The following is a 19,037-nucleotide window of genomic DNA, read 5'->3' as shown; positions in this document are numbered from 1 at the left end:
ATTGCGTTTTCCGCCGGCGCGCGTTAATCTGGGGCACAGACTGAAACAAGGGAAGGGATTTTCATGAAAAAAACAGGATTGCTCTTCGTTGGCCTCGCCGCCGTGCTCACGCTCGCCGGTTGCGGCACGAAACTGAGCACCAGCAAGACCACTTACAGTAATTCGGGGATGGTGGCGATCGTCAAAGGGGACGCGACCGGCAAGGCGGTCAGCTACACGGCTGCCACCAAAGCCGGTAAGACCACCGTTAACGACGGTAAGTTCACGTTCACTGTGCCGATGAGCACCAAGCAGCAGGACGTCACGATCAAGGACGGTAACAAGACCGTCAGCGTGACGGTGAAGGCTGCCAAGTCCCTGGGCGAGTACAAAAAGATCGCGGCTAAGTACAATCAGGCCATCGTGGCGACGGCGCTGCCGGCAAGCGTGCAAAAACAGCTGCGGGCCGCGGCCACCCAGAAGCAGCCGACCAAGCAGGAAATTGCGGCCCTGCCAGCGGCTGAGCAGCAGAAACTCGTCGCCCAGCAGCAGGCGCTGCAAGCGGCAATGAAAACGGCGTCCGCGAAGACGAAGGACCAGCAGCTGCCGGGCAGCGTTGCCGGCCTGAAAGAGGCCCTGGCTGCCGAGGGCGGCAAGCTCCGCGTCAACGTGCAGGACGGTCAGCTGATCTCCGCGACCCAGATCGCCCCGATCAAGACCATCAAGGACAAGCGGAAGCAGGCCGAGTTTGGTCAAATGTTCGGCTTGCTGGCGAACGCCGTGGGGGCCGACGCCAAAAAAGTCGGCAAAGACTTCCAGCAGGCCTTAAAGGACCAAGACGGGCGCAACACGACGATCAAGACGATCAAGAGCAATGGCGTGAGGTTCAACGTGGGGGCGTCTGCGGACGACTTGTTTATCTACGTCACCAAGTAGGAGCGATCCCGTTAAACCGGGTCCGGCAAGCGTGCCGGGCCCGGTTTTTGCATCGAAAAGTGAGTGAGACAAAATTACCCTAGTCGCGTTCCACAAAGCAACGCCCAGACACACAAACGCCCCGACACCGCGATTCAAAGAACGAATCGTGATGTCGGGACGCTTGCGTTTTGGGCTAAAAACGCTTTGGGTCTCAGCCTTTTTTCAGAAATTAGTTGGTTTTCTTCTCATCAGTCGTCGGATCGAAGTGCTTCATGATCGGCGGGAGAACGAAGAGGATGATCACGAAGATCACTGAGACAAGCGTTGAAAGCTTAGGGTCATAGGTGCCGCCGGTCAGCGCGCTGGCCAGAAAGCCGACGACTTGGCCGAGGATCACGCCCCAGACTAAGGTTGCAAGATAGCGCATGGTATCCCTCTTTTCTGAAATTCATCTTATCACGCCGCGGGCAAAATGCAACCGGGAACCGCACCGGTTTCGGGTATAATGGACAGCGAGGTGAAACAATGTTTACCCATATTCAAGTCAAAAGTGCGTACTCACTGCTGCAAAGCCCGCTGACGCTGGAGCAGATCATTGGCGCGGCCAAGGCCCGGGGGTTCAGTGCCATTGGGCTCAGTGACGTCAACGTGGTCTACGGGATCGTCGACTTCTATTCGCAGGCCCAACAAGCGGGGATCAAGCCGCTTTTGGGGATGACGGTGCGCCTGCCGGACTGCGAGTTTCTCGTGGTCGCGGAAACCACTGCCGGGTATCACCAGCTGCTGCGCCTGTCCAGCGCGATCATGATGCCGGCCGAACAGCAGCCTACCCTGGCGACGCTGCCGGACTTCGGCGGCCTGGCGGTGATCGTGCCGGGCGCGTACCTGATGAGCCAGGCCTTCAAGGACCGCGGCCAGCGCGCCGAGGGCTACTTTCAGGCGCTGGCGGCGAAACAACCGGCCAGTCTGCAGCTGGGCGTGACCCCGCAAGAGTTAGACACGGCCCTGCCGCAGTTCGCCCAGCAGGCGAACCTGCCGCTGATCGCCCTGAGCGACGTCAGCTACCTGAATCCCACCGATGCGTTCACCCAAAAGGTGATGGGCGCGATCAAGGAAGGGACGCAGCTCAACTTTCGCGACCCGACCCTGATGGATCCGGGGCCCAACTGGCTGACCAAGGCGGCGGATGCCGCGGCCCCGTTTCAGGCGGCCGGGCAGGAGGCGGCCCTGGCCAACCTGGCGGCGCTGGTGGCGCGCTGCGACGTGACGATCGAGTTCAAGCAGCCTCAGCTGCCGCATTTTCCCACGCCAGACGACGTGCCGGCGCCGGCATACCTGCGCCGGCTGGCCGAGCAGGGGCTGGCCAAGCGGTTTGACGGCCAGCCTGTGCCAGCGGCTTACCAAAAGCGGTTGAACTACGAGCTCAAGGTCATCGCCGAGATGGGTTTTGCCGATTACTTCCTGGTGGTGCACGACGTCATGAACCACGCGCACGAGGTCGGGATCATGATGGGGCCGGGCCGCGGCTCTGCGGCCGGCTCGCTGGTGGCGTTCGCCTTAGCCATCACCGAGGTCGATCCGCTGAAGTACGATCTGCTTTTCGAACGCTTCCTGAACCCGGCGCGGGCGCAGATGCCGGATATTGATATCGACATTCCGGACGACCGGCGCCAGGAGCTGATCAACTACGTGCACGAGTTTTACGGCCAGACCCACATGGCCCAGATCATCACCTTTGGCACGTTCGGCGCCAAACAGGCGGTGCGCGACGTGGCCCGGGTGTTTGGCCTGAGTCAGTTTGAAAGCGATAAGTGGAGCAAGGCGATCCCATCGCAGTTTAAGATCGATTTGACCCAGGCGTTTAAGGATTCCCTGCCGCTGCGCAATCTGATCAGCGACTCGGACCAAAACCGGGCGCTCTACCAAACGGCGCTGGCGCTGGAAGGGCTGCCGCGGCACTACTCGACCCACGCGGCGGGCATCGTGCTGGCGCAGGAGCCGCTGACCGACACCGTCGCGGTCCAGGACGGCGGCGATGGCATTGCGCAGACGCAGGTGACCATGACCAACGTTGAGCGGCTCGGGCTGCTCAAGATCGACTTTCTGGGGCTGCGCAACTTGAGCATCTTGGCCCGGGCGACGGCGGCCATTGCGTATCAGACCAAAAAGTCCTTTGACCCCAAGCAGATCCCGCTGGATGACACCGCCACCTTAAAGCTGTTTGCCCGCGGCGATACCAACGGCGTGTTCCAGTTTGAATCCGCCGGCATTCGCTCGGTGCTCAGGCGGCTGCAGCCGACCGCGTTTGAGGACGTGGTCGCGACCAACGCGTTGTACCGGCCGGGCCCGATGGAGCAGATCGATACCTTCATCAAGCGCAAGCACGGGGAAGAGCCGATCACCTATCCGGCGGCGGCGCTGGAACCCATCCTGGCGCCGACGTACGGCGTCTTGGTCTACCAAGAGCAGGTCATGCAGGTCGCCAGCGCCATGGGCGGCTTCAGCCTGGGCGAGGCGGACCTGCTGCGGCGCGCCATGAGTAAGAAGAAGGCAGCGGTACTGGCCGCCGAGCAAACCAAGTTTATCGCCGGGGCTCAGGCCAAGGGGTTCGACCGGCAGACCGCCGAAACGGTGTACGACTACATCGACCATTTTGCCAACTACGGCTTTAACCGCAGCCACGCGGTCGCGTACTCGATGATTGCCTTCTGGCTGGCCTACATTAAGGTCCATTACCCGACCGCCTTCTTTGCGGCGCTGATGAACGCGAGTCTAAACAACGGCCCCAAGTTGCGGCAGTATGTTCAGGAGCTGAAGAGTCGTAAAATCAAGGTGCTGGGGCCGGACATTAACCGCTCCGGCCTGGTCTTTCGCATCGAAAACGGTGCCCTGCGGTTCGGCTTTCTATCCCTGAAGGGGATGCGCCGCGACTTTGCGGACGCGCTGCTGGCGGCGCGGGCAACCGGACCGTTCAAATCCCTACAGGATGTGCTGCAGCGGATCGACGCCAAGTGGCTGAAGCCGGAGAACTTCACCGCGCTGATCGAAGCCGGGGCCTTCGACCAGTTTGACGCCAACCGCGCGCAGGTGCAGGCGAACCTCGGCGAGCTGATCGAGACCGTCAAGCTGGCGGGCAACGACGTGACGCTGTTTGAGGCGTTTCAGCCTAAGACCATCACGGTGCCGAAGCTGAGTGCCACGGCGCAGCTGGATCAGGAGGCGGCCGTGCTGGGCGTCTATCTCTCCGGCCACCCGGTCGACCGGTACGTGGAGGCCCTCAGCCCGTTTCGGCCGCTGGTGACCTCCGCGGACCTGGAAGGCCGCACCCAGGCGACGCTGGCGTTGGTGATCCGGCGCATCAAGCGGATCCGCACGAAAAAGGGCCAGGAAATGGCCTTCATCGACGGCCAGGACGGGGCCGGTCAGCTCAGCGTGACGGTGTTTCCCAGCCTGTACCCGGCCATTGCCGAGTACCACGAGGACCAGGTGATCATCGTGGAAGGTAAGGTCGAGGAGCGCGATGGCCTCCAGCTGATCGCCAACCGCATCGAGCTGGGCGATGAGGCGCTGGCCAAGCTGCCGCAGGGCAAGCTCTTTGTGCGGCTGGCTGACCCGGCAGACAAGGCGGCCCAGCGCGCGCTGCTGCAGCTGCTCGGCCAGCATCACGGCGGCACCCCGGTGATCCTGGTCAATGGCAAGACACGTGAAAGCATCATTTTGAAGCAACGGTACTGGGTCGACGATGGCGCCGTGACCCTGGCCGCGATCGGCGCTTTGGCAGGCGAAAAAAACGTGGTGTACCAGCGGCTGGACCGCGGTGGTGAAAAATGAGAAAATTATCCGGGTTCAGGCGACAACTTTTCTGAAAAGTGATATGCTTAACGAGTGATTGGGGCCCGGCCCCAAAAGAAAATTCATGAGGTGAAATGATGAAACGCATTGGGATTATGACCAGTGGCGGCGACGCACCTGGCATGAATGCTGCTGTCCGGGCAGTCTCCCGCAAAGCCTTGACCGAGGGCCTCGAAGTCTTCGGCATCAACTATGGTTTTGCCGGGCTGGTTGCCGGTGATATCTTTCAGATCGACGCCGCAGCCGTTAATGACGTGATCAAGCGCGGTGGGACGATGCTTTACTCTGCCCGTTACCCGGAATTCGCGGAGGAAGAAGTGCAGCTTAAGGGCATCGCCCAGCTGAACAAGTTCGGCATCGACGCGCTGGTCGTGATCGGCGGCGATGGCTCCTATCACGGGGCCCTGAAGCTGACACAACACGGTTACAATGCGATCGGCCTGCCTGGCACGATCGACAACGATATTCCTTACACCGACTTCACGATCGGCTTTGACACCGCGGTCAACACCGCGCTGGACGCCATCGACAAGCTGACCGACACGGCGGCCAGCCACGAGCGGACCTTCGTGGTTGAAGTGATGGGCCGCAACTGCGGTGACATCGCGATGTGGGCGGCCGTTGCCGGCGGCGCCGCAGACGTGATCATTCCAGAGCACGACTACGACATCGAGAAGGTGGCTGAAAAGCTTCGGTCTTCCCGTCAGCGCGGGCAGAAGCACGCGATCATCGTGCTGGCCGAAGGCGTCATGCACGCCGATGAATTCGCCGCTAAGCTTTCGAAGTACGGCGACTTCCAGCTGCGCGCGACCACGCTTGGTCACGTTCAGCGCGGCGGCAACCCGACTGCCAAAGACCGCGTTTTGGCCTCCGAGATGGGGGCTTACGCCGTTGAACTGCTGATGCAGGGCAAAGGCGGCCTGGCCGTTGGGATCCAGAACAACAAGCTGGTCAACCACGCGATGACCGACCTGTTCAATTCCAAACACGAGAGTCAGCTCGAGCTGCACAAGCTCGTTGAGGACCTCGCTTACTAGAAGGCTGTTCACGCAGTCAGTATTCGATGTATCTAACTTAGTTAATTTCGCCATCACGGCGGGTTAAAAAATGTCTAAAGGAGCGATTTTACATATGAAAAAAACCAAGATCGTTAGCACGCTCGGCCCGGCCAGCAACACAACGGACCTTATCGTTAAGCTGATCCAGTCTGGCGCTAATGTATTCCGGTTTAACTTCTCTCATGGGGACCACGAAGAACACTTGGCCCGCATGAACATGGTCCACGAAGCGGAAAAGATCACCGGCAAGACTGTCGGGATCATGCTTGACACCAAGGGTGCCGAGATTCGGACGACCGTTCAGGGTACCCCGAACGGGAAGATCGAGTTCAAGACCGGCGATGTTGTTCGCATTTCAATGGATGCTTCGCTCGAAGGGACCAAAGAAAAAGTCGCTGTTACCTACGACGGTCTTTACGACGATACCCATGTTGGTGGCCACGTGCTGTTTGACGATGGCTTGATCGACATGCTGATCACCGAAAAGGACGAAAAGAACCGCGAACTGGTCTGCACCGTTCAAAACGATGGTGTGCTGGGCGGCCGTAAAGGCGTTAACGCTCCTGGCGTTTCGATCAACCTGCCAGGGATCACCCAAAAGGATGCCGATGACATTCGCTTCGGCCTGGACAACGGGATCAACTTCATTGCTGCTTCCTTCGTCCGCAAGCCGCAGGACGTCATGGACATTCGCGAACTGCTCGAAGAGAAGAACGCGCTGAACGTTCAGATCTACCCGAAGATCGAATCTCAGGAAGGCATCGACAACTTCGATGACATCCTGAAGGTTTCCGACGGCCTGATGGTTGCGCGTGGTGACATGGGTGTCGAGATCCCATTCGAACACGTGCCGATCGTTCAGAAGACCCTGATCCGCAAGTGCAACGATGCCGGCAAGCCGGTCATCACTGCGACCCAGATGCTGGACTCCATGCAGGAGAACCCACGTCCGACCCGTGCCGAAGTTAACGACGTGGCCAACGCTGTGTTCGACGGCACCGATGCCACCATGCTTTCTGGCGAATCCGCTAACGGTGAATACCCTGTTGAATCTGTTGCCGCAATGGCGAAGATCGACGCTTACATCGAAGAGCAGATCACCAAGGAAGGCGGCTACCCAGAACGTGACTACGACAATGCGTCCGTCACCGAATCTGTTGGTGTTGCCGTTGCCCGTACCGCCAAGAAGCTTGGCGTGAAGACCATCGTTGCGGCCACCGAATCTGGCTACACCGCCCGCATGATCTCCAAGTACCGCCCAGATGCTGACATTCTTGCCCTGACCTTCGATGAGAAGACTCAGCGCGGCTTGACCATCAACCGCGGCGTCTTCCCAGTCGTTGTTGACAAGCCTGCCAACACTGACGAGATGTTCGACTTGGCCACCAAGAAGGCGCAGGAATTGGGCTTCGCTGAAGAAGGCGACCTGATCCTGATCACCGCCGGTGTGCCGGTTGGCGAATCTGGCACGACCAACGTGATGAAGATCCAACTGATCGGCTCCAAGCTGGTCCAAGGTTCTGGTGTTGGCGACGAAGCCACCGTTGGTAAGGCTGTTCTGGCTACTTCCGCTGAAGAAGCCGCAGCCAAGATGCAAAAGGGTGACGTCCTGGTCGTTAAGACGACCGACAAGGACTACCTGCCAGCCATCGAAAAGGCGGCCGCTCTGGTCGTTGAAAATGGCGGCTTGACTTCTCACGCGGCCGTTGTCGGCATCGCCATGGGGATCCCAGTCGTTGTTGGTGCTGAAGGTGCCCTGAAGGCCATCACTGATGGTCAGATCGTCACCGTTGATTCCCGTCGCGGCATTGTTTACAAGGGTGCAACAAACACGCTGTAAGCTTTTCCGTCATTGAATCCAATTAGGCCGTTCCCGTTGCTGGGAGCGGCCTTTTTGTGTAGGGTGTGCAGTGTTCGTTAACCTAGTGGGATGAGCAGCCTTGACCGCACGCGGTGATGCGGTGTTCGTGCTTTTGCCCTGGGGTTTCATTTTAATGGGGGCCGCCGCGCTGCTTCAGTGGTGGCGTGAGCGGCACGGCAGAACAGATTAGCCGAACCATTTGGCGGCGGTCGGGGCGATTGGCGCGGCTTACGCACGTAGCAGCGCCTTTTGGTCAACCATTGTTCCTGGGGCGCGGTTGGCCTCAATAAAGTTTTGGTTATCGTTATGTCAACTAGTGACATCTCTAAGCGAAGCGTGTAAAGTGTTATCTAGACTGAACCGCCGGAGGTAAACATGGAAAGCTGGCTATTTTTGGGCGCGGTGTTCGGCATCGCCGCACTTTCGAAAAACAAGGCCCTGATGATCGGCGTCGGGGCCGTGATGCTGCTCAAGCTGATCCCATTCTTGAATCCGCTGCTAAAAACCGTACAAGCGCAGGGCATCAATTGGGGCGTCACGATCATCTCAGCGGCCATCATGGTACCGATCGCGACCGGGGACATCACCGCTTCTGACCTCCTGAACGTGATGAAGACGCCGGCCGGCTGGATCGCTATTGCCATGGGCGTGCTCGTGGCGGTGCTGTCGTCCAAAGGGGTCGGCCTGCTTGCCGGCAACCCGGAGATGACCGTCGCGCTGGTGTTCGGGACGATCCTGGGCGTGGTGTTCCTCAAGGGCATCGCAGCCGGCCCGGTGATCGCCAGTGGCATGACCTATGTGATCTTGAGCGTGTTTAACCTAATGCCAACGCATTAAAGGAGAATAAAATGAATTTTAACGGGCAAATTGTTGACGCTACAGTCTCAGACCAAAACGAGACCCAGGTGTTCGTGCAGTACCAAGGCGTGACGATGAGCGTTGACGCCGCGGAGTTTGCGACCCAACCGGCCGTGGGCGACGTGCTGCACGGCTTCGCGTACGAGAACAAAGGCGGGGCGGACCGCTTCACCACCAAGCTCCCTGAGGTCGGCTACGACCGGTACGCGTTCGGCACCGTGGTCGACGTGCGCAAGGACCTCGGTGTCTTCATTAATATTGGGCTGCCCGATAAGGACCTGGTCCTGTCTTTGGACGACCTGCCGGAGCTGACGAAGCTTTGGCCGGCCAAGGGCGACCGCCTGATGGTCTCGATGCACATCGACAAGCAGCACCGCCTCTGGGCCAAGCTGGCCGACATGAACATGTTCCAGGCAGTGGCCAACCAGGCCAAGCCTGCGATGATGAACGCCGACGTCACAGCGACCGTTTACGCGCTGCGGCTGTCGGGAACGCACGTGATCACGGATGACTACTACCTGGGCTTCATCCATCCCAGCGAGCGCGACCAGGAGCCGCGGCTGGGCCAGGTCGTTCACGGCCGCGTGATCGGGGTGCGCGACGACGGCACGTTGAACCTGTCGCTGCGCCCGCGGGCGTTTGAGGAGATCGGCGACGACGCGGCGATGATCCTCGCCGTGATCGATCACGACCCCGCAAAGTCGATCCCTTACACGGACAAGAGCGACCCAGAGGCGATCAAGATCGCCTTTGGCATCAGCAAGGGGGCCTTTAAGCGCGCTTTGGGCCACCTGCTCAAGGCCCGCTTAGTGGTTGAAGAAAATGGGGTGACCCGCCGTGTCGACCAAAAGTGAGCAGGCACGGGCGGACTTGATTGGCGACTTCGTCCATTACCTGGACGTTGAACGCGGCCTGGCCAAAACCACTCAGGCCAGCTACCGCCAGGACCTGGTCGAGTTCACCGCCTGGGTCAATGCGCAGCAAGGCGACGGCTACCCCGAGGACCTGGCGTCGATCCAGGCCTTTTTGGCCACCCAGGCGGCGGTGAAGGCCGCGACCTCGCAAAGTCGGATGATCTCGGCCATGCGCAAATTCTACCGGTACCTGCTGCGCGAAGAGCACGTCAAGGCCGACCCGATGACCCTGGTGGATTCGCCTAAGCCCGCCCAGCACCTGCCGGCCACGCTGAGCGGCCCGGAGATCGACGCGCTGATGGCGGCGCCGGACGTGACCAAGCCCCTGGGCCTGCGCGACCGCGCCATTTTTGAGCTGATGTACGCCACTGGGCTGCGGGTCTCGGAGCTGGTCAACCTGCGCCGGGATCAGATGCACCTCAGCTTGAACCTGCTTTCGGTGACCGGGAAGGGCGACAAGCAGCGCATCGTGCCGGTGTCGCCGCAAGCCGTCGACTGGGTCAACCAGTACCTGCACGACAGCCGCCCGCGCCTGGTCAAAAAAGGCGACCCGGCGGTGGTGTTCGTGAACTTTCACGGGCACCAGCTGACGCGCCAAGGCATTTGGAAGAACCTCAAGGCCTACATCGCGGCGCTTGGCATCGAGAAAGACGTCACCCCGCACACCCTGCGGCACAGTTTTGCCACGAACCTGCTGGAAAACGGCGCGGATCTGCGCGTGGTGCAGGAGCTGCTCGGGCACGCCGACATCTCGACCACCCAGATCTACACGCACCTGTCCAATAAGAAGATCATGACAGTCTACCACCAGACTCATCCCCGCGGCTGAGTACAAAGCCGCGAGCCGGTTGGTATTTGTCGCCACCCTTAAGATATGGTAAAGTATCCCTCAGAGTGGAGTTAATCTGTGGAGGCTATTATGCTAACCAAGTATAAGAATGATTATGCCAAGATCGCGATGGGGTTCTTGTCTTTTATTCCCGATCTGAAGGACATTGATCATCTGCGAACTGAACTGACCCTGTACACGGCAGACAACAGTCACGCCTTGTTTCTGTACCGCGAAGCCCCGGGTGAAGATTTCGAAGGGGTCGTCGGCGTGGAGCTGGGCCAGGACTACGTGATGGTGCGGCACCTGTCGCTTTCCCCGGCAGTGCGCAGCGATGAGACCAAATTTACGGTGCTGCGCGACCTGTGCGCGCAGTATCCTGATAAAAAGTTGATGGGCACGATGGACAACGCGTCCTTGATCGCGTCGTTCCAGAAGGCCAGAAAAGAGGCACTCGATGGCACTGACCTTAGTGCTGAATGACTTCTCGGGACCGCTTGACCTGCTCTGGCACCTGATTCGGACCAATGAAGTTGACATCTACGACATTCCGATTGCTGAGATCACTAGCCAATACCTGGCTTACCTGCATGACATGCAGACGGCCCGGCTGGACGTGGCTGGTGATTATTTTGTTATGGCCGCCAGTCTGATGGCGATGAAAAGCAAGATGCTGCTGCCTCAGCCCGAGCCCGACCCAGAGACGGCGCCCGACGACTACACGGATCCGCGCGCGGGCCTGGTCGCCCAGCTGCTGACCTACCAGGTCTATCAGGAGGCGGCCGCGCAGCTGCGCGAGCGCGAAACGGCGCGCTCGCAGTCCTACGCCAAGCCCGAATCGCTGCCCGGCGCCGAAGTGCAGGTGCCGATGCGGCCGGGCTCGGTCAAGCTGCACGACATCACCAAGGCCATGGCGGCCGTGGTGGCCCGGCAGCTGGCGACCAAGCAAACCATCGCGCACATCGAGGGCGAACCCATCTCAGTCGAGAAGCGGATCACCGAGGTCTTGGCCCAGCTGAGCAAGGTGGGGACCTGCCGGTTTGAGACCCTGGTCGCCGTTCAGACCGTGGACGGCGTCGTGACGACCTTCCTGGCGCTGTTGACGCTGATGAAGGCCGACCAGATCATCTGCGAGCAATCCAGTCCGTTCGCGCCCATCACCGTGATGAAAAAGGAGGCCGCCTGATGCAGCCCGTGATCGAGGCCATTTTGTATACCGCTGGCGAGGCCGGCGTCGCCCTGAACGACTTCGCCCAGCTGCTGAATATCTCGCCGGCCGCCATGCGGCAGCAGCTGGCCATCTTTGCCCAAGGCCTCGCCGATGACAGCAGCCGCGGGTTGATGGTGCAAAGCGCCGACGACCGCTACTTTCTGCTGACCAAGCCGGAATACGCCGCGGCGCTGAAGCAGTACTTTGCTGGGCCCCCGCATGCGGGCCTGTCCAACGCGGCGCTTGAGGTCCTGGCCATTATCGCGTACCAGCAGCCGATCACGCGCCTGGAGATCGACGAGGTGCGGGGGGTGCAAAGCGCCGGCGCTTTGACCACCCTGGCGTCGCGCCAGCTGATCAAGGAAGCCGGGCGCAAGGACGCGCCGGGCCGCCCGATCCTGTACGCGACCACGCCGTTTTTCCTTGATTACTTCGGCCTGCACACGCTAGATGACCTGCCGCCGCTAGATGAGACTCACGCCGATCCGGCCGAGGTCGATTTATTCACCGATTTCCGCCACACGCTGGCGGATAGCGCTCCCGGTGCGCCGCAGTCAGCGGCTGATGCGCCAACGCCAACCCCGGAACCACCTGTCACCACTGACGAGAAGTCAGAGGAAGGAATTCACCATGTCAAATAAACCAACTGAGGAACGCCTGCAAAAGGCCATTGCCAACGCGGGGATCGCCTCGCGTCGCCACGCGGAAGAGCTGATCGCCGCCGGGCACGTTACCGTGAACGGGGCAGTCGTTTCGGCGATGGGGGTCAAAGTGACCCCCCAGGACGCGATCGAAGTCGACGGCGTCCCGCTGAACCAGGAGGAGCAGAAGAAGTATTTCCTGTTCTACAAGCCCCGCGGCGTGATCTCCGCCGTCACCGACGACAAGGGCCGGCGCACCGTCATGGACTTTTTTGAGGACGTCAAGGAGCGCATTTACCCGGTCGGCCGACTGGACTGGGACGCGTCCGGGCTGCTCATCATGACCAACGACGGCGATTTTGCCAATATGCTGATGCACCCGTCCTACAAGGTCGAAAAGAAGTACGTGGTCAAGGTGCAAGGCATTCCTACGCGCGACAAGCTGATGCCGCTGAAGGATGGCCTGGTCGTCGACCGCAAGAAGCTGGCGCCGGCGCGGTTCAAGCAGATCAGTGCGGACAAGGCCAAAAACACCGCCATCATCCAGCTGACCATTCACCAGGGGATCAACCACCAGGTCAAGAAGATGTTCAAGACCATCGGCTATCCCGTGATCAAGCTCGCGCGGGAGCAGTACGGCCCGCTGACGTTGACAGGGCTGCAGCCGGGGGACTACCGGCCGCTGAAACGCGAGGAATTGCAGGCACTTGAAGCGCTTGCACAAAAAGGTTGACAGCCAGCCCCGCCTGTGGTTATAATTTGTAAGTACTAAAAATTAAATACTGGTTCGTCTTCAGGGGCAGGGTGAAATTCCCGACCGGCGGTAACAGTCCGCGACCCGCGCATGTGCGCGGCCGACTCGGTGCGATTCCGAGACCGATAGTATAGTCTAGATAAAGAAGATGGGGCTTATTTTGAATCCACATTCAAGCTAAGGCCTATTTACCCTGGGGTAAATAGGCCTTTTTGGCGCCTTGGCGCAGCCTCTCTGAAGCAACCACATGGAGGGATATTCATGTCTGGTTCTAAGGTTCACCGTTTAGTTGGGATCGCGTTGCTTTCGGCGGTCGGGTTCGTCTTGATGATGTACTTGGCGTTTCCGATCCTGCCGATGTTTCCGTTTCTGAAGCTTGACCTCTCTGACCTGCTCGTGCTGCTTGGCGGGTTGCTTTACGGTCCGGGAGGCGGCATCATGGTCGCGTTTGTCCGCTCGCTGCTCCACTTCGTCTTGACCGGTGGCGGGATCGTCAATCTCATCGGCGATCTGGCGGCGTTCATTGCGTCGGTCGGGTTCATGCTGCCGGTCGTGATGGCCATGAAGCCTAAGAGCGGCCTTGGCCGCGAGGTGTCCGGCCTCGCGCTGGGGACCTTGAGCCTGACCGTCATCATGAGCCTGCTCAACTGGCTGGCCATCATGCCGATGTACCTGGCCGTGATGAACTTCAATTTGGGGATGTCCACGGTGCGGTACGTTTTGATCGGGGTCGTGCCATTCAACCTGATCAAGGGGGCGGTCGTGTCGGTGGTCTTCTTCGCGATCGCCAAGGCCCTCATGCCGTGGCTGGAAAAGCAGCGGGCACGGCAGGGCGCCACGCACTTGCAGTAGTGAATACGGCAAAAGTAAAGCCATCATCCCGCGAGGTGATGGCTTTTTTTAGTGGGTCAGCGGTTAAAGGTGGAATAACTGCTCGGCGTTGCCATGCGCGATGGCTTCACGCTGGCTGGCCGTAAGTTTAGCCTCCGTCAGGAAGGTGCCGGCGCTTTCCGGTTGCTTGTACGGGTAGTCGATCGAATACAGAATGTGTTCGGCACCGACTTCCTCGAGCAGGAAGTTGAGCTGCGGCTGACTCAAAATGCCGCTGGGCGTGACATAGGCGTTGTCACGATAGTAGGCGGAAAAATGCCGCTTCAGACCGGCGTATGCGTCCAGCTCGTCGTCCAGCCGTTCCAAGAACATCGGCACCAGCTCGCCCCAGTGACCGGAGACCAGCTTAAGGTTCGGCAGCTTGTCGAAAATCCCCGACAGGATCATCCGCATGACCTGAATGCCGACATCCATGTGCCAGCCATAGCCGGCACTGCCAAAAATCCCCGCTACGACTTCGGACCAGTGGTCGCTTTCAAAATAATGCTGCGTGATGACCGGCGGCACGAATGACGGGTGGAAGTACACCGGCACGGCCAAGTCGGCCGCAGCCTGAAAAATCGGGAAGAAGAACGGGTCATCAAAGAACTTGCCAGCGTAATTTCCTTTTAGCAGCACGCCCTTGAGCCCGAGCTGTTCGACGGCGCGGTGCAGTTCCGTGGCCGCAGCGGCGGGATCACCGACGGGCAGGGTCGCCAGGCCGGCGAAGCGGTCAGGCGCAGTGTGGACGGCATTAGCCAGCTCATCGTTGGCCAGCTGACTCAGTCCTACGGCGTCCTTGGGGTCCAGGTTTTGCGGCTGGGCATTCCCGTAAGACAAGACTTGCACGTCAATGCCGTAGCGGTCCATAAAGTCCAACCGGTCCTTGGCCACGTCCTGCATGATGGCGGGCGTTGGCAAGGTGGTTTGCATGTAGTGCGCCATCTCTGGACTGACGTTGGGCCGGTTTTGCTGACCGGCTGCGGCGGCCATGGCCTGCGTGACCTTGGCGGATTCAAAATGTTCCTCAACTGTGATGACTTTCATTATGACACTCCTTTACTAATCCCTTTTCAGTATCCGAGGCCGCGGGCAGGGCGGACCCAGCGTGATGAAACTCCAAGCCCGCATAAGGGGCAACCGGCGTCGCACCAATAAAAGCCGGCACGGCGGTAGACGGGGGCATCTATTGTTCGTTAAAGGGGTGCTCACTGTGCTGAATCGCGCCGGTGGGGCAGCGGCGAAAGGCGATCTTGAGGTCGATCAGGTCTGCCGGGTCGACCGGCGTGGTGCCGGCGTTGTGATCCGGGGTGTAGCTGGCGATGCCTTCGCTGTCGTAATCAAACAGCTTGGGGGCCAGCATCTGGCAGAGCCCGCAAGCGATGCAGGCAGCCTGGTCGACATGCGCGTATACTGGTTTCATAGACTCACTTCCGAGGGAAAAGATGCTTACAGATTTTGTGGTGCAATTATTTGATGATCAGCCGCGGCGGGAAACGGCCGTCTACATGCTGCTAAACGGCAAGAAAACCTTGTCCGTTTTATTTGCCGCGCTTCAGCACGGTCAGCTCCAGTGGCTGCAACTTTACCCTACGCTGGCCCGTGAGGATTTTCAAGCGGCGGTCGCCCAGCTGATTCAGGCCGGCGCGCTGCGGCAAGCGGACAAGGGCCTGGTGCTCGCCGACCCGGCGGCGCAAGCACGCGCGGCCGTCAAGGTCCCCTTGCCGGTTCACTACCAGCCGTGGATGGGGCTGGCCGGCTTTGAGCAGCGGTTCCTGCTGGCGGTGCAGGCGGTGTCCGAGGCGTCTTACCACGAGGCCCGTTACCGGCCGGCGGTGCGCGACTGGGGGGTCCAGCAGGCCATTCGGCGGTGGTACCGCCAGGCTGCGCGCGCCGATTTTCCCGGCGAGCTCACCGCGGCGTTTGCCGCGCTGCCGGCGCCCGCGGCGGACCGGTTGGCCAGCCGGCTGATCGGGCATGACTTTGTTGGGTCGGCGCAGCCCCTTGATCTGGCAGGGCAGCTGCAGAAACTCGATGACCTTGCGCAATTGGTGACGCTGATCGCGGCGCACCCGGAATGGCCGGCACTGACCAGCCTCTGGGGCGGCCGCGTCCAGCTGCTTTCGCCTAGCAACTACCGCGCCTGTCAGCTGATCGAGCAGGGCCAGACGCGCGCGCAGGTGGCCAGCCAGCTGCGCTTAAAGGCCAGCACAGTCAACGAGCATTTGCTGGCAGCGACGATCTTCGGATGGCAGCCGCCGGTGGCCGCGCTTTATTCGCCGGCGCTCCTGGCGGCCTTTGCGGGCGTTAATGGCCAAGAGCAGGACTACCAGAAGCTGCTGGCGGCACTGCCCGGGGCCGAGTTTTTTCATGTACGCTTGTTTCAAATTCTGAATCTGCAAGGGAGGTGGCCGCATGCCTGATCTGAAGGCGGTGTTACGCACGGAGTTTGGGTTCAAGGCGTTTCGCCCCGGGCAGCAGGCCATCATTGAGGCCGTGCTCGAAGGGACAGACGTGCTGGGGGTGCTTCCCACCGGCAGTGGCAAAACGCTCTGCTACCAGCTGCCTGGCCGGCTGGTGTCGGGCCTGGTGGTGGTCGTTGAGCCCCTGCTGGCGCTGATGGAGGACCAGGTGGCGCGGCTTCAGGCTAGCGGGGAAAAGCGGGTGGTCGCCTTGTCCAGCCGGTTGACCCCGGCGGAGTTCAGCCAGGTGCTGGGCAGCCTGGCCGCGCAGCGTTTCTTGTTTCTCGCCCCGGAGACGCTGGGCCGGCCCGACGTCATCGCCCAGCTGCGGTCGCTGGCCGTCAGCCTGTTTGTGGTCGACGAGGCCCACTGCATTTCGCAGTGGGGCCCGGATTTTCGGCCGGCCTACCTGCGGCTGGGGGAGTTTCGCGCGGCGCTGCAGCCGCGCGCGACCCTGGCGCTGACGGCCACCGCGCCGCTGAAGGTGCAGCAGGACATCATCACGGGCCTGCGCCTGCTGCACCCCAAGCGGCTGATCACCAGCGTTGACCGCCCGAACCTGTTTCTCGGGTTTGAAACGGTCGCAGGCGCGAAGCAGAAGGAAGCCCGCGCCCTGGCCCTGGTGCAGCAGATCCAGGGGCCGAAGATCCTGTACTTCGACCGCAAAAAAGAGGCGGAGCGGTACGCCGGCCTGCTGCAGGCGCAGGGGGTCGCGGCGGCGTATTACCACGCCGGGCTCGACGCGCTGCAGCGGGATCTGATCCAGCGCCAGTTCATGGCCGACCAAGTGGCCGTGATCTGTGCGACCAGCGCGTTTGGCATGGGCATCGATAAGCCCGACGTGCGGCTCGTGCTGTACCTGCACCTGCCCGAATCGCTGGAGGCGTACTCCCAGGGGATCGGCCGTGCGGGGCGCGACGGCGAAAATTCGGCCACGCTGGTGCTGCTGGCGCCCGAGGACTTGAACCGGGCTAGCCAGTTCGCAGCGAGCCTGCCCGACGCGCAGCTGATCTTGACGATCTTCAAGCACCCCAGCGCATACAAGGACTTTACCGATCCGCAGGTGGCGCTGATCGAGGCCTACATTCAGGCCGGTTTCAGCCAGGCCCAGGTCGAGCGGCAGCTGGCGGCGCGGCGCGGGGAGAAGCAGGCCAGCTTTCAGGCCATCGCCGCGTTGGCCGCGACCGGCGAGTGCAAGCGCACCGCGCTGCTTCGCCACTTCGACTCCACCGGGGCGGCCCACACCGCTTTTTGCTGCGGGGCGGTGACGTCGGCCGTGCTGGCGCAGCTTGCGCCGGCGGCCCCGGTGCGGCCCCGCCAGGCGGACGCTTGGCGCGCAATTTTTGCCCAGCTTTTTAACAAGTAATTAAAATTCGGCGAGAGCAATTATGATACAATGACTGTAGTATGCAAGGAGGACCGTCCCAATGAATAAGAAAACCGATCACAAAAAGCCTGATACCACGGATCAGGATCAGCCGTGGAACAAGCAGTTTGAGGATGATCGCGACGACGAAGGCAACCTGTCGCGGGTCGCGACGCGCAAGAAGTCTCATGGTACCAAGGTTCTTCAATACGTGCTGTGGGTGCTGATCGCCTTGTTCATTATCGTGCCGGTTGCCTATAACGCCATCTCGAATAACTCAAGCAATAATAATGACAATAAAATCACGGTGGCCAGCAGCAAGAAATCCAGCTCAACCAGCAGTAGCAAGCCCAAGAAGAAGCGGGCCTCAAGCAGCAAATCGGCAAGCAGCACGACCAGCAGCGAGTCGTCTTCAAGCAGTGCTGAGACCAGCAGCAGTCAAAGCAGCAGCGCAAGCACTTCTTCTAGTGCGGCGAGCTCAAGTTCGACCAGCAGCGCTTCTTCCAGCACCACTGGGACTTCTTACGTGGTGAAGCAGGGCGACAACGCCTACCGGATCGCGCTGAACCACGGCATTTCGCTGACGCAGTTCTACCAGTGGAACGGCCGCGGCACACTGACGCCGGGGCAATCTGTCCGGGTTAAATAAGTTTTCAATGAGGCGGGAGGATCCCGGCTCTTTTTTTCTGTATAATGGTGGGCAGTAACGGGCGTATGCCCTTGAGGGGGAGTTTGAGTTTATGCAGATCGCCATTGATGGCCCAGCTGGTTCGGGCAAGAGTACCATCGCCAAGCTGGTTGCGACTAAGTTGGGCTTTATCTATTGTGACACCGGGGCGATGTACCGGACGGCGACGGTGATGGCCGCGCGGCTGGGGTTGGACTACGGGGATGAGGCCGCCATTATGGCCCACCTCAAGGACCTGGACATCACGTTCAAGCCGAGTCCCGCAGGTCAGCTGGTGTTCATGGCCGGTGAGGACGTGACCTTGGCCATTCGCCAGGAGGAAACCACCAACAACGTGTCGCAGGTCTCGGCACTGCCGGCCGTGCGGGCGGAAATGGTGCGGCGCCAGCGCCAGATCGCGGCCGATCACGACATCGTGATGGACGGCCGCGACATCGGGACCACCGTTCTGCCGAACGCGGAGCTGAAGATCTTCATGGTCGCGTCGGTGGCCACCAGAGCGCAGCGCCGGCACAAGGAAAACGTCGAGAAGGGGATCATGACGCCGGTTGCGACCTTGGAACAAGAGATCGCGGCGCGTGATCAGAAAGACTCGACGCGGGCCGTGTCACCGCTGCGGAAAGCGCCTGATGCGATCGAGATCGACTCAAGCAATATGACCATTGACGAAGAGGTTCAGACCATTATTGACCTTGTCAACAAAAAACGGTCAAAAGCGCAAAACTAAATGTTGGTATTTTAGGCGACATCGGGTACAATAGACTAAGTATGACAGTC

At 60.4% G+C, this 19,037-nt stretch carries 19 protein-coding genes and 1 riboswitch; of the genes, 16 read left to right on the top strand and 3 right to left on the bottom strand.

The window, feature by feature from the left end:
- Positions 1-63 precede the first annotated feature (63 nt).
- Positions 64-915 carry a hypothetical protein gene (locus EKM85_RS01710; RefSeq protein WP_125584547.1) on the top strand — a complete coding sequence of 284 codons (852 nt, stop codon included), beginning with the start codon at positions 64-66 and terminating at the stop codon, positions 913-915.
- Between the two features lie 211 nt (positions 916-1,126).
- On the opposite strand, the gene EKM85_RS01705 is transcribed toward EKM85_RS01710, so the two are convergent.
- The gene (locus EKM85_RS01705; protein WP_125584546.1) at positions 1,127-1,324 is read right to left on the bottom strand and encodes a YjzD family protein; all 198 of its coding nucleotides are present in this window, start codon (positions 1,322-1,324) and stop codon (positions 1,127-1,129) included.
- 98 nt (positions 1,325-1,422) lie between these two features.
- Between EKM85_RS01705 and EKM85_RS01700 the strand changes: the two genes are divergently transcribed.
- The 11 genes from EKM85_RS01700 to EKM85_RS01650 all read left to right on the top strand — a co-directional run bounded on the left by EKM85_RS01700 (position 1,423) and on the right by EKM85_RS01650 (position 13,726).
- Positions 1,423-4,728, top strand: coding sequence for a DNA polymerase III subunit alpha (locus EKM85_RS01700; RefSeq protein WP_125584545.1), 3,306 nt, complete (start codon positions 1,423-1,425; stop codon positions 4,726-4,728).
- A 98-nt stretch (positions 4,729-4,826) separates the two neighbouring features.
- Positions 4,827-5,786: a 6-phosphofructokinase gene (gene pfkA, locus EKM85_RS01695; RefSeq protein ID WP_125584607.1), complete on the top strand. Its 960-nt coding sequence runs from the start codon at positions 4,827-4,829 to the stop codon at positions 5,784-5,786.
- A gap of 94 nt (positions 5,787-5,880) precedes the next feature.
- The gene (gene pyk / locus EKM85_RS01690; RefSeq protein WP_125584544.1) at positions 5,881-7,647 is read left to right on the top strand and encodes a pyruvate kinase; all 1,767 of its coding nucleotides are present in this window, start codon (positions 5,881-5,883) and stop codon (positions 7,645-7,647) included.
- A gap of 396 nt (positions 7,648-8,043) precedes the next feature.
- Complete coding sequence (locus tag EKM85_RS01685; RefSeq protein WP_125584543.1) at positions 8,044-8,505, top strand: DUF441 domain-containing protein; 462 nt, start codon at positions 8,044-8,046, stop codon at positions 8,503-8,505.
- A gap of 11 nt (positions 8,506-8,516) precedes the next feature.
- Positions 8,517-9,380, top strand: coding sequence for a CvfB family protein (locus tag EKM85_RS01680; RefSeq protein ID WP_125584542.1), 864 nt, complete (start codon positions 8,517-8,519; stop codon positions 9,378-9,380).
- Entirely contained in the window at positions 9,364-10,269 is a 906-nt protein-coding gene (gene xerD, locus EKM85_RS01675; RefSeq protein ID WP_125584541.1) for a site-specific tyrosine recombinase XerD, read from the top strand. Before EKM85_RS01680 ends, xerD begins: the two co-directional genes overlap by 17 nt.
- A 90-nt stretch (positions 10,270-10,359) precedes the next feature.
- Complete coding sequence (locus tag EKM85_RS01670) at positions 10,360-10,752, top strand: N-acetyltransferase (protein WP_125584540.1); 393 nt, start codon at positions 10,360-10,362, stop codon at positions 10,750-10,752.
- Positions 10,727-11,455 carry a segregation and condensation protein A gene (locus EKM85_RS01665; protein WP_125584539.1) on the top strand — a complete coding sequence of 243 codons (729 nt, stop codon included), beginning with the start codon at positions 10,727-10,729 and terminating at the stop codon, positions 11,453-11,455. The genes EKM85_RS01670 and EKM85_RS01665 overlap by 26 nt, the downstream gene beginning before the upstream one ends.
- A complete protein-coding gene (gene scpB, locus EKM85_RS01660) occupies positions 11,455-12,120 on the top strand; it encodes an SMC-Scp complex subunit ScpB (RefSeq protein ID WP_125584538.1) in 666 nt (221 codons plus the stop codon). Before EKM85_RS01665 ends, scpB begins: the two co-directional genes overlap by 1 nt.
- The gene (locus tag EKM85_RS01655; RefSeq protein ID WP_125584537.1) at positions 12,110-12,853 is read left to right on the top strand and encodes a pseudouridine synthase; all 744 of its coding nucleotides are present in this window, start codon (positions 12,110-12,112) and stop codon (positions 12,851-12,853) included. Before scpB ends, EKM85_RS01655 begins: the two co-directional genes overlap by 11 nt.
- Before the next feature lie 52 nt (positions 12,854-12,905).
- Positions 12,906-13,028, top strand: a riboswitch (FMN riboswitch).
- A 107-nt stretch (positions 13,029-13,135) separates the two neighbouring features.
- On the top strand, positions 13,136-13,726 hold the full coding sequence (locus EKM85_RS01650) for an ECF transporter S component (protein ID WP_125584536.1): 591 nt from the start codon (positions 13,136-13,138) through the stop codon (positions 13,724-13,726).
- Positions 13,727-13,789: 63 nt separating this feature from the next.
- Here EKM85_RS01650 and EKM85_RS01645 read toward each other — a convergent pair whose 3' ends face one another.
- The gene (locus tag EKM85_RS01645; protein ID WP_125584535.1) at positions 13,790-14,791 is read right to left on the bottom strand and encodes an amidohydrolase family protein; all 1,002 of its coding nucleotides are present in this window, start codon (positions 14,789-14,791) and stop codon (positions 13,790-13,792) included.
- A 139-nt stretch (positions 14,792-14,930) separates the two neighbouring features.
- A complete protein-coding gene (locus tag EKM85_RS01640) occupies positions 14,931-15,167 on the bottom strand; it encodes a ferredoxin (RefSeq protein ID WP_125584534.1) in 237 nt (78 codons plus the stop codon).
- Between the two features lie 22 nt (positions 15,168-15,189).
- Between EKM85_RS01640 and EKM85_RS01635 the strand changes: the two genes are divergently transcribed.
- From EKM85_RS01635 to cmk, 4 genes are all read left to right on the top strand, one after another.
- Positions 15,190-16,167, top strand: a complete 978-nt coding sequence (locus tag EKM85_RS01635) for a hypothetical protein (protein ID WP_125584533.1) — start codon at positions 15,190-15,192, stop codon at positions 16,165-16,167.
- Positions 16,160-17,572: a RecQ family ATP-dependent DNA helicase gene (locus EKM85_RS01630; RefSeq protein ID WP_125584532.1), complete on the top strand. Its 1,413-nt coding sequence runs from the start codon at positions 16,160-16,162 to the stop codon at positions 17,570-17,572. Before EKM85_RS01635 ends, EKM85_RS01630 begins: the two co-directional genes overlap by 8 nt.
- Before the next feature lie 61 nt (positions 17,573-17,633).
- Positions 17,634-18,221 (top strand): LysM peptidoglycan-binding domain-containing protein, encoded by a 588-nt coding sequence (locus EKM85_RS01625; protein ID WP_125584531.1) that lies wholly within the window; start codon positions 17,634-17,636, stop codon positions 18,219-18,221.
- A gap of 91 nt (positions 18,222-18,312) precedes the next feature.
- Positions 18,313-18,987, top strand: a complete 675-nt coding sequence (cmk, locus tag EKM85_RS01620) for a (d)CMP kinase (RefSeq protein WP_125584530.1) — start codon at positions 18,313-18,315, stop codon at positions 18,985-18,987.
- The last annotated feature ends 50 nt before the right edge of the window (positions 18,988-19,037 follow it).

The organism is Lacticaseibacillus jixianensis (assembly GCF_003946485.1).
Classification (GTDB): Bacteria; Bacillota; Bacilli; order Lactobacillales; family Lactobacillaceae; genus Lacticaseibacillus; species Lacticaseibacillus jixianensis.
Note: the sequence above shows the minus strand (reverse complement) of the source record. Positions and strands in the feature narration are given on the sequence as shown.

Coding starts and splice junctions, on each gene's coding strand:
- EKM85_RS01670 (WP_125584540.1), top strand. CDS start 10,360: ATGCTAACCAAGTATAAGAATGATTATGCCAAGATCGCGATGGGGTTC.
- EKM85_RS01630 (WP_125584532.1), top strand. CDS start 16,160: ATGCCTGATCTGAAGGCGGTGTTACGCACGGAGTTTGGGTTCAAGGCG.
- EKM85_RS01665 (WP_125584539.1), top strand. CDS start 10,727: ATGGCACTGACCTTAGTGCTGAATGACTTCTCGGGACCGCTTGACCTG.
- EKM85_RS01685 (WP_125584543.1), top strand. CDS start 8,044: ATGGAAAGCTGGCTATTTTTGGGCGCGGTGTTCGGCATCGCCGCACTT.
- scpB (WP_125584538.1), top strand. CDS start 11,455: ATGCAGCCCGTGATCGAGGCCATTTTGTATACCGCTGGCGAGGCCGGC.
- EKM85_RS01635 (WP_125584533.1), top strand. CDS start 15,190: ATGCTTACAGATTTTGTGGTGCAATTATTTGATGATCAGCCGCGGCGG.
- pyk (WP_125584544.1), top strand. CDS start 5,881: ATGAAAAAAACCAAGATCGTTAGCACGCTCGGCCCGGCCAGCAACACA.
- EKM85_RS01700 (WP_125584545.1), top strand. CDS start 1,423: ATGTTTACCCATATTCAAGTCAAAAGTGCGTACTCACTGCTGCAAAGC.
- pfkA (WP_125584607.1), top strand. CDS start 4,827: ATGAAACGCATTGGGATTATGACCAGTGGCGGCGACGCACCTGGCATG.
- EKM85_RS01645 (WP_125584535.1), bottom strand. CDS start 14,791: ATGAAAGTCATCACAGTTGAGGAACATTTTGAATCCGCCAAGGTCACG.
- EKM85_RS01705 (WP_125584546.1), bottom strand. CDS start 1,324: ATGCGCTATCTTGCAACCTTAGTCTGGGGCGTGATCCTCGGCCAAGTC.
- cmk (WP_125584530.1), top strand. CDS start 18,313: ATGCAGATCGCCATTGATGGCCCAGCTGGTTCGGGCAAGAGTACCATC.
- EKM85_RS01650 (WP_125584536.1), top strand. CDS start 13,136: ATGTCTGGTTCTAAGGTTCACCGTTTAGTTGGGATCGCGTTGCTTTCG.
- EKM85_RS01625 (WP_125584531.1), top strand. CDS start 17,634: ATGAATAAGAAAACCGATCACAAAAAGCCTGATACCACGGATCAGGAT.
- EKM85_RS01680 (WP_125584542.1), top strand. CDS start 8,517: ATGAATTTTAACGGGCAAATTGTTGACGCTACAGTCTCAGACCAAAAC.
- EKM85_RS01655 (WP_125584537.1), top strand. CDS start 12,110: ATGTCAAATAAACCAACTGAGGAACGCCTGCAAAAGGCCATTGCCAAC.
- EKM85_RS01640 (WP_125584534.1), bottom strand. CDS start 15,167: ATGAAACCAGTATACGCGCATGTCGACCAGGCTGCCTGCATCGCTTGC.
- EKM85_RS01710 (WP_125584547.1), top strand. CDS start 64: ATGAAAAAAACAGGATTGCTCTTCGTTGGCCTCGCCGCCGTGCTCACG.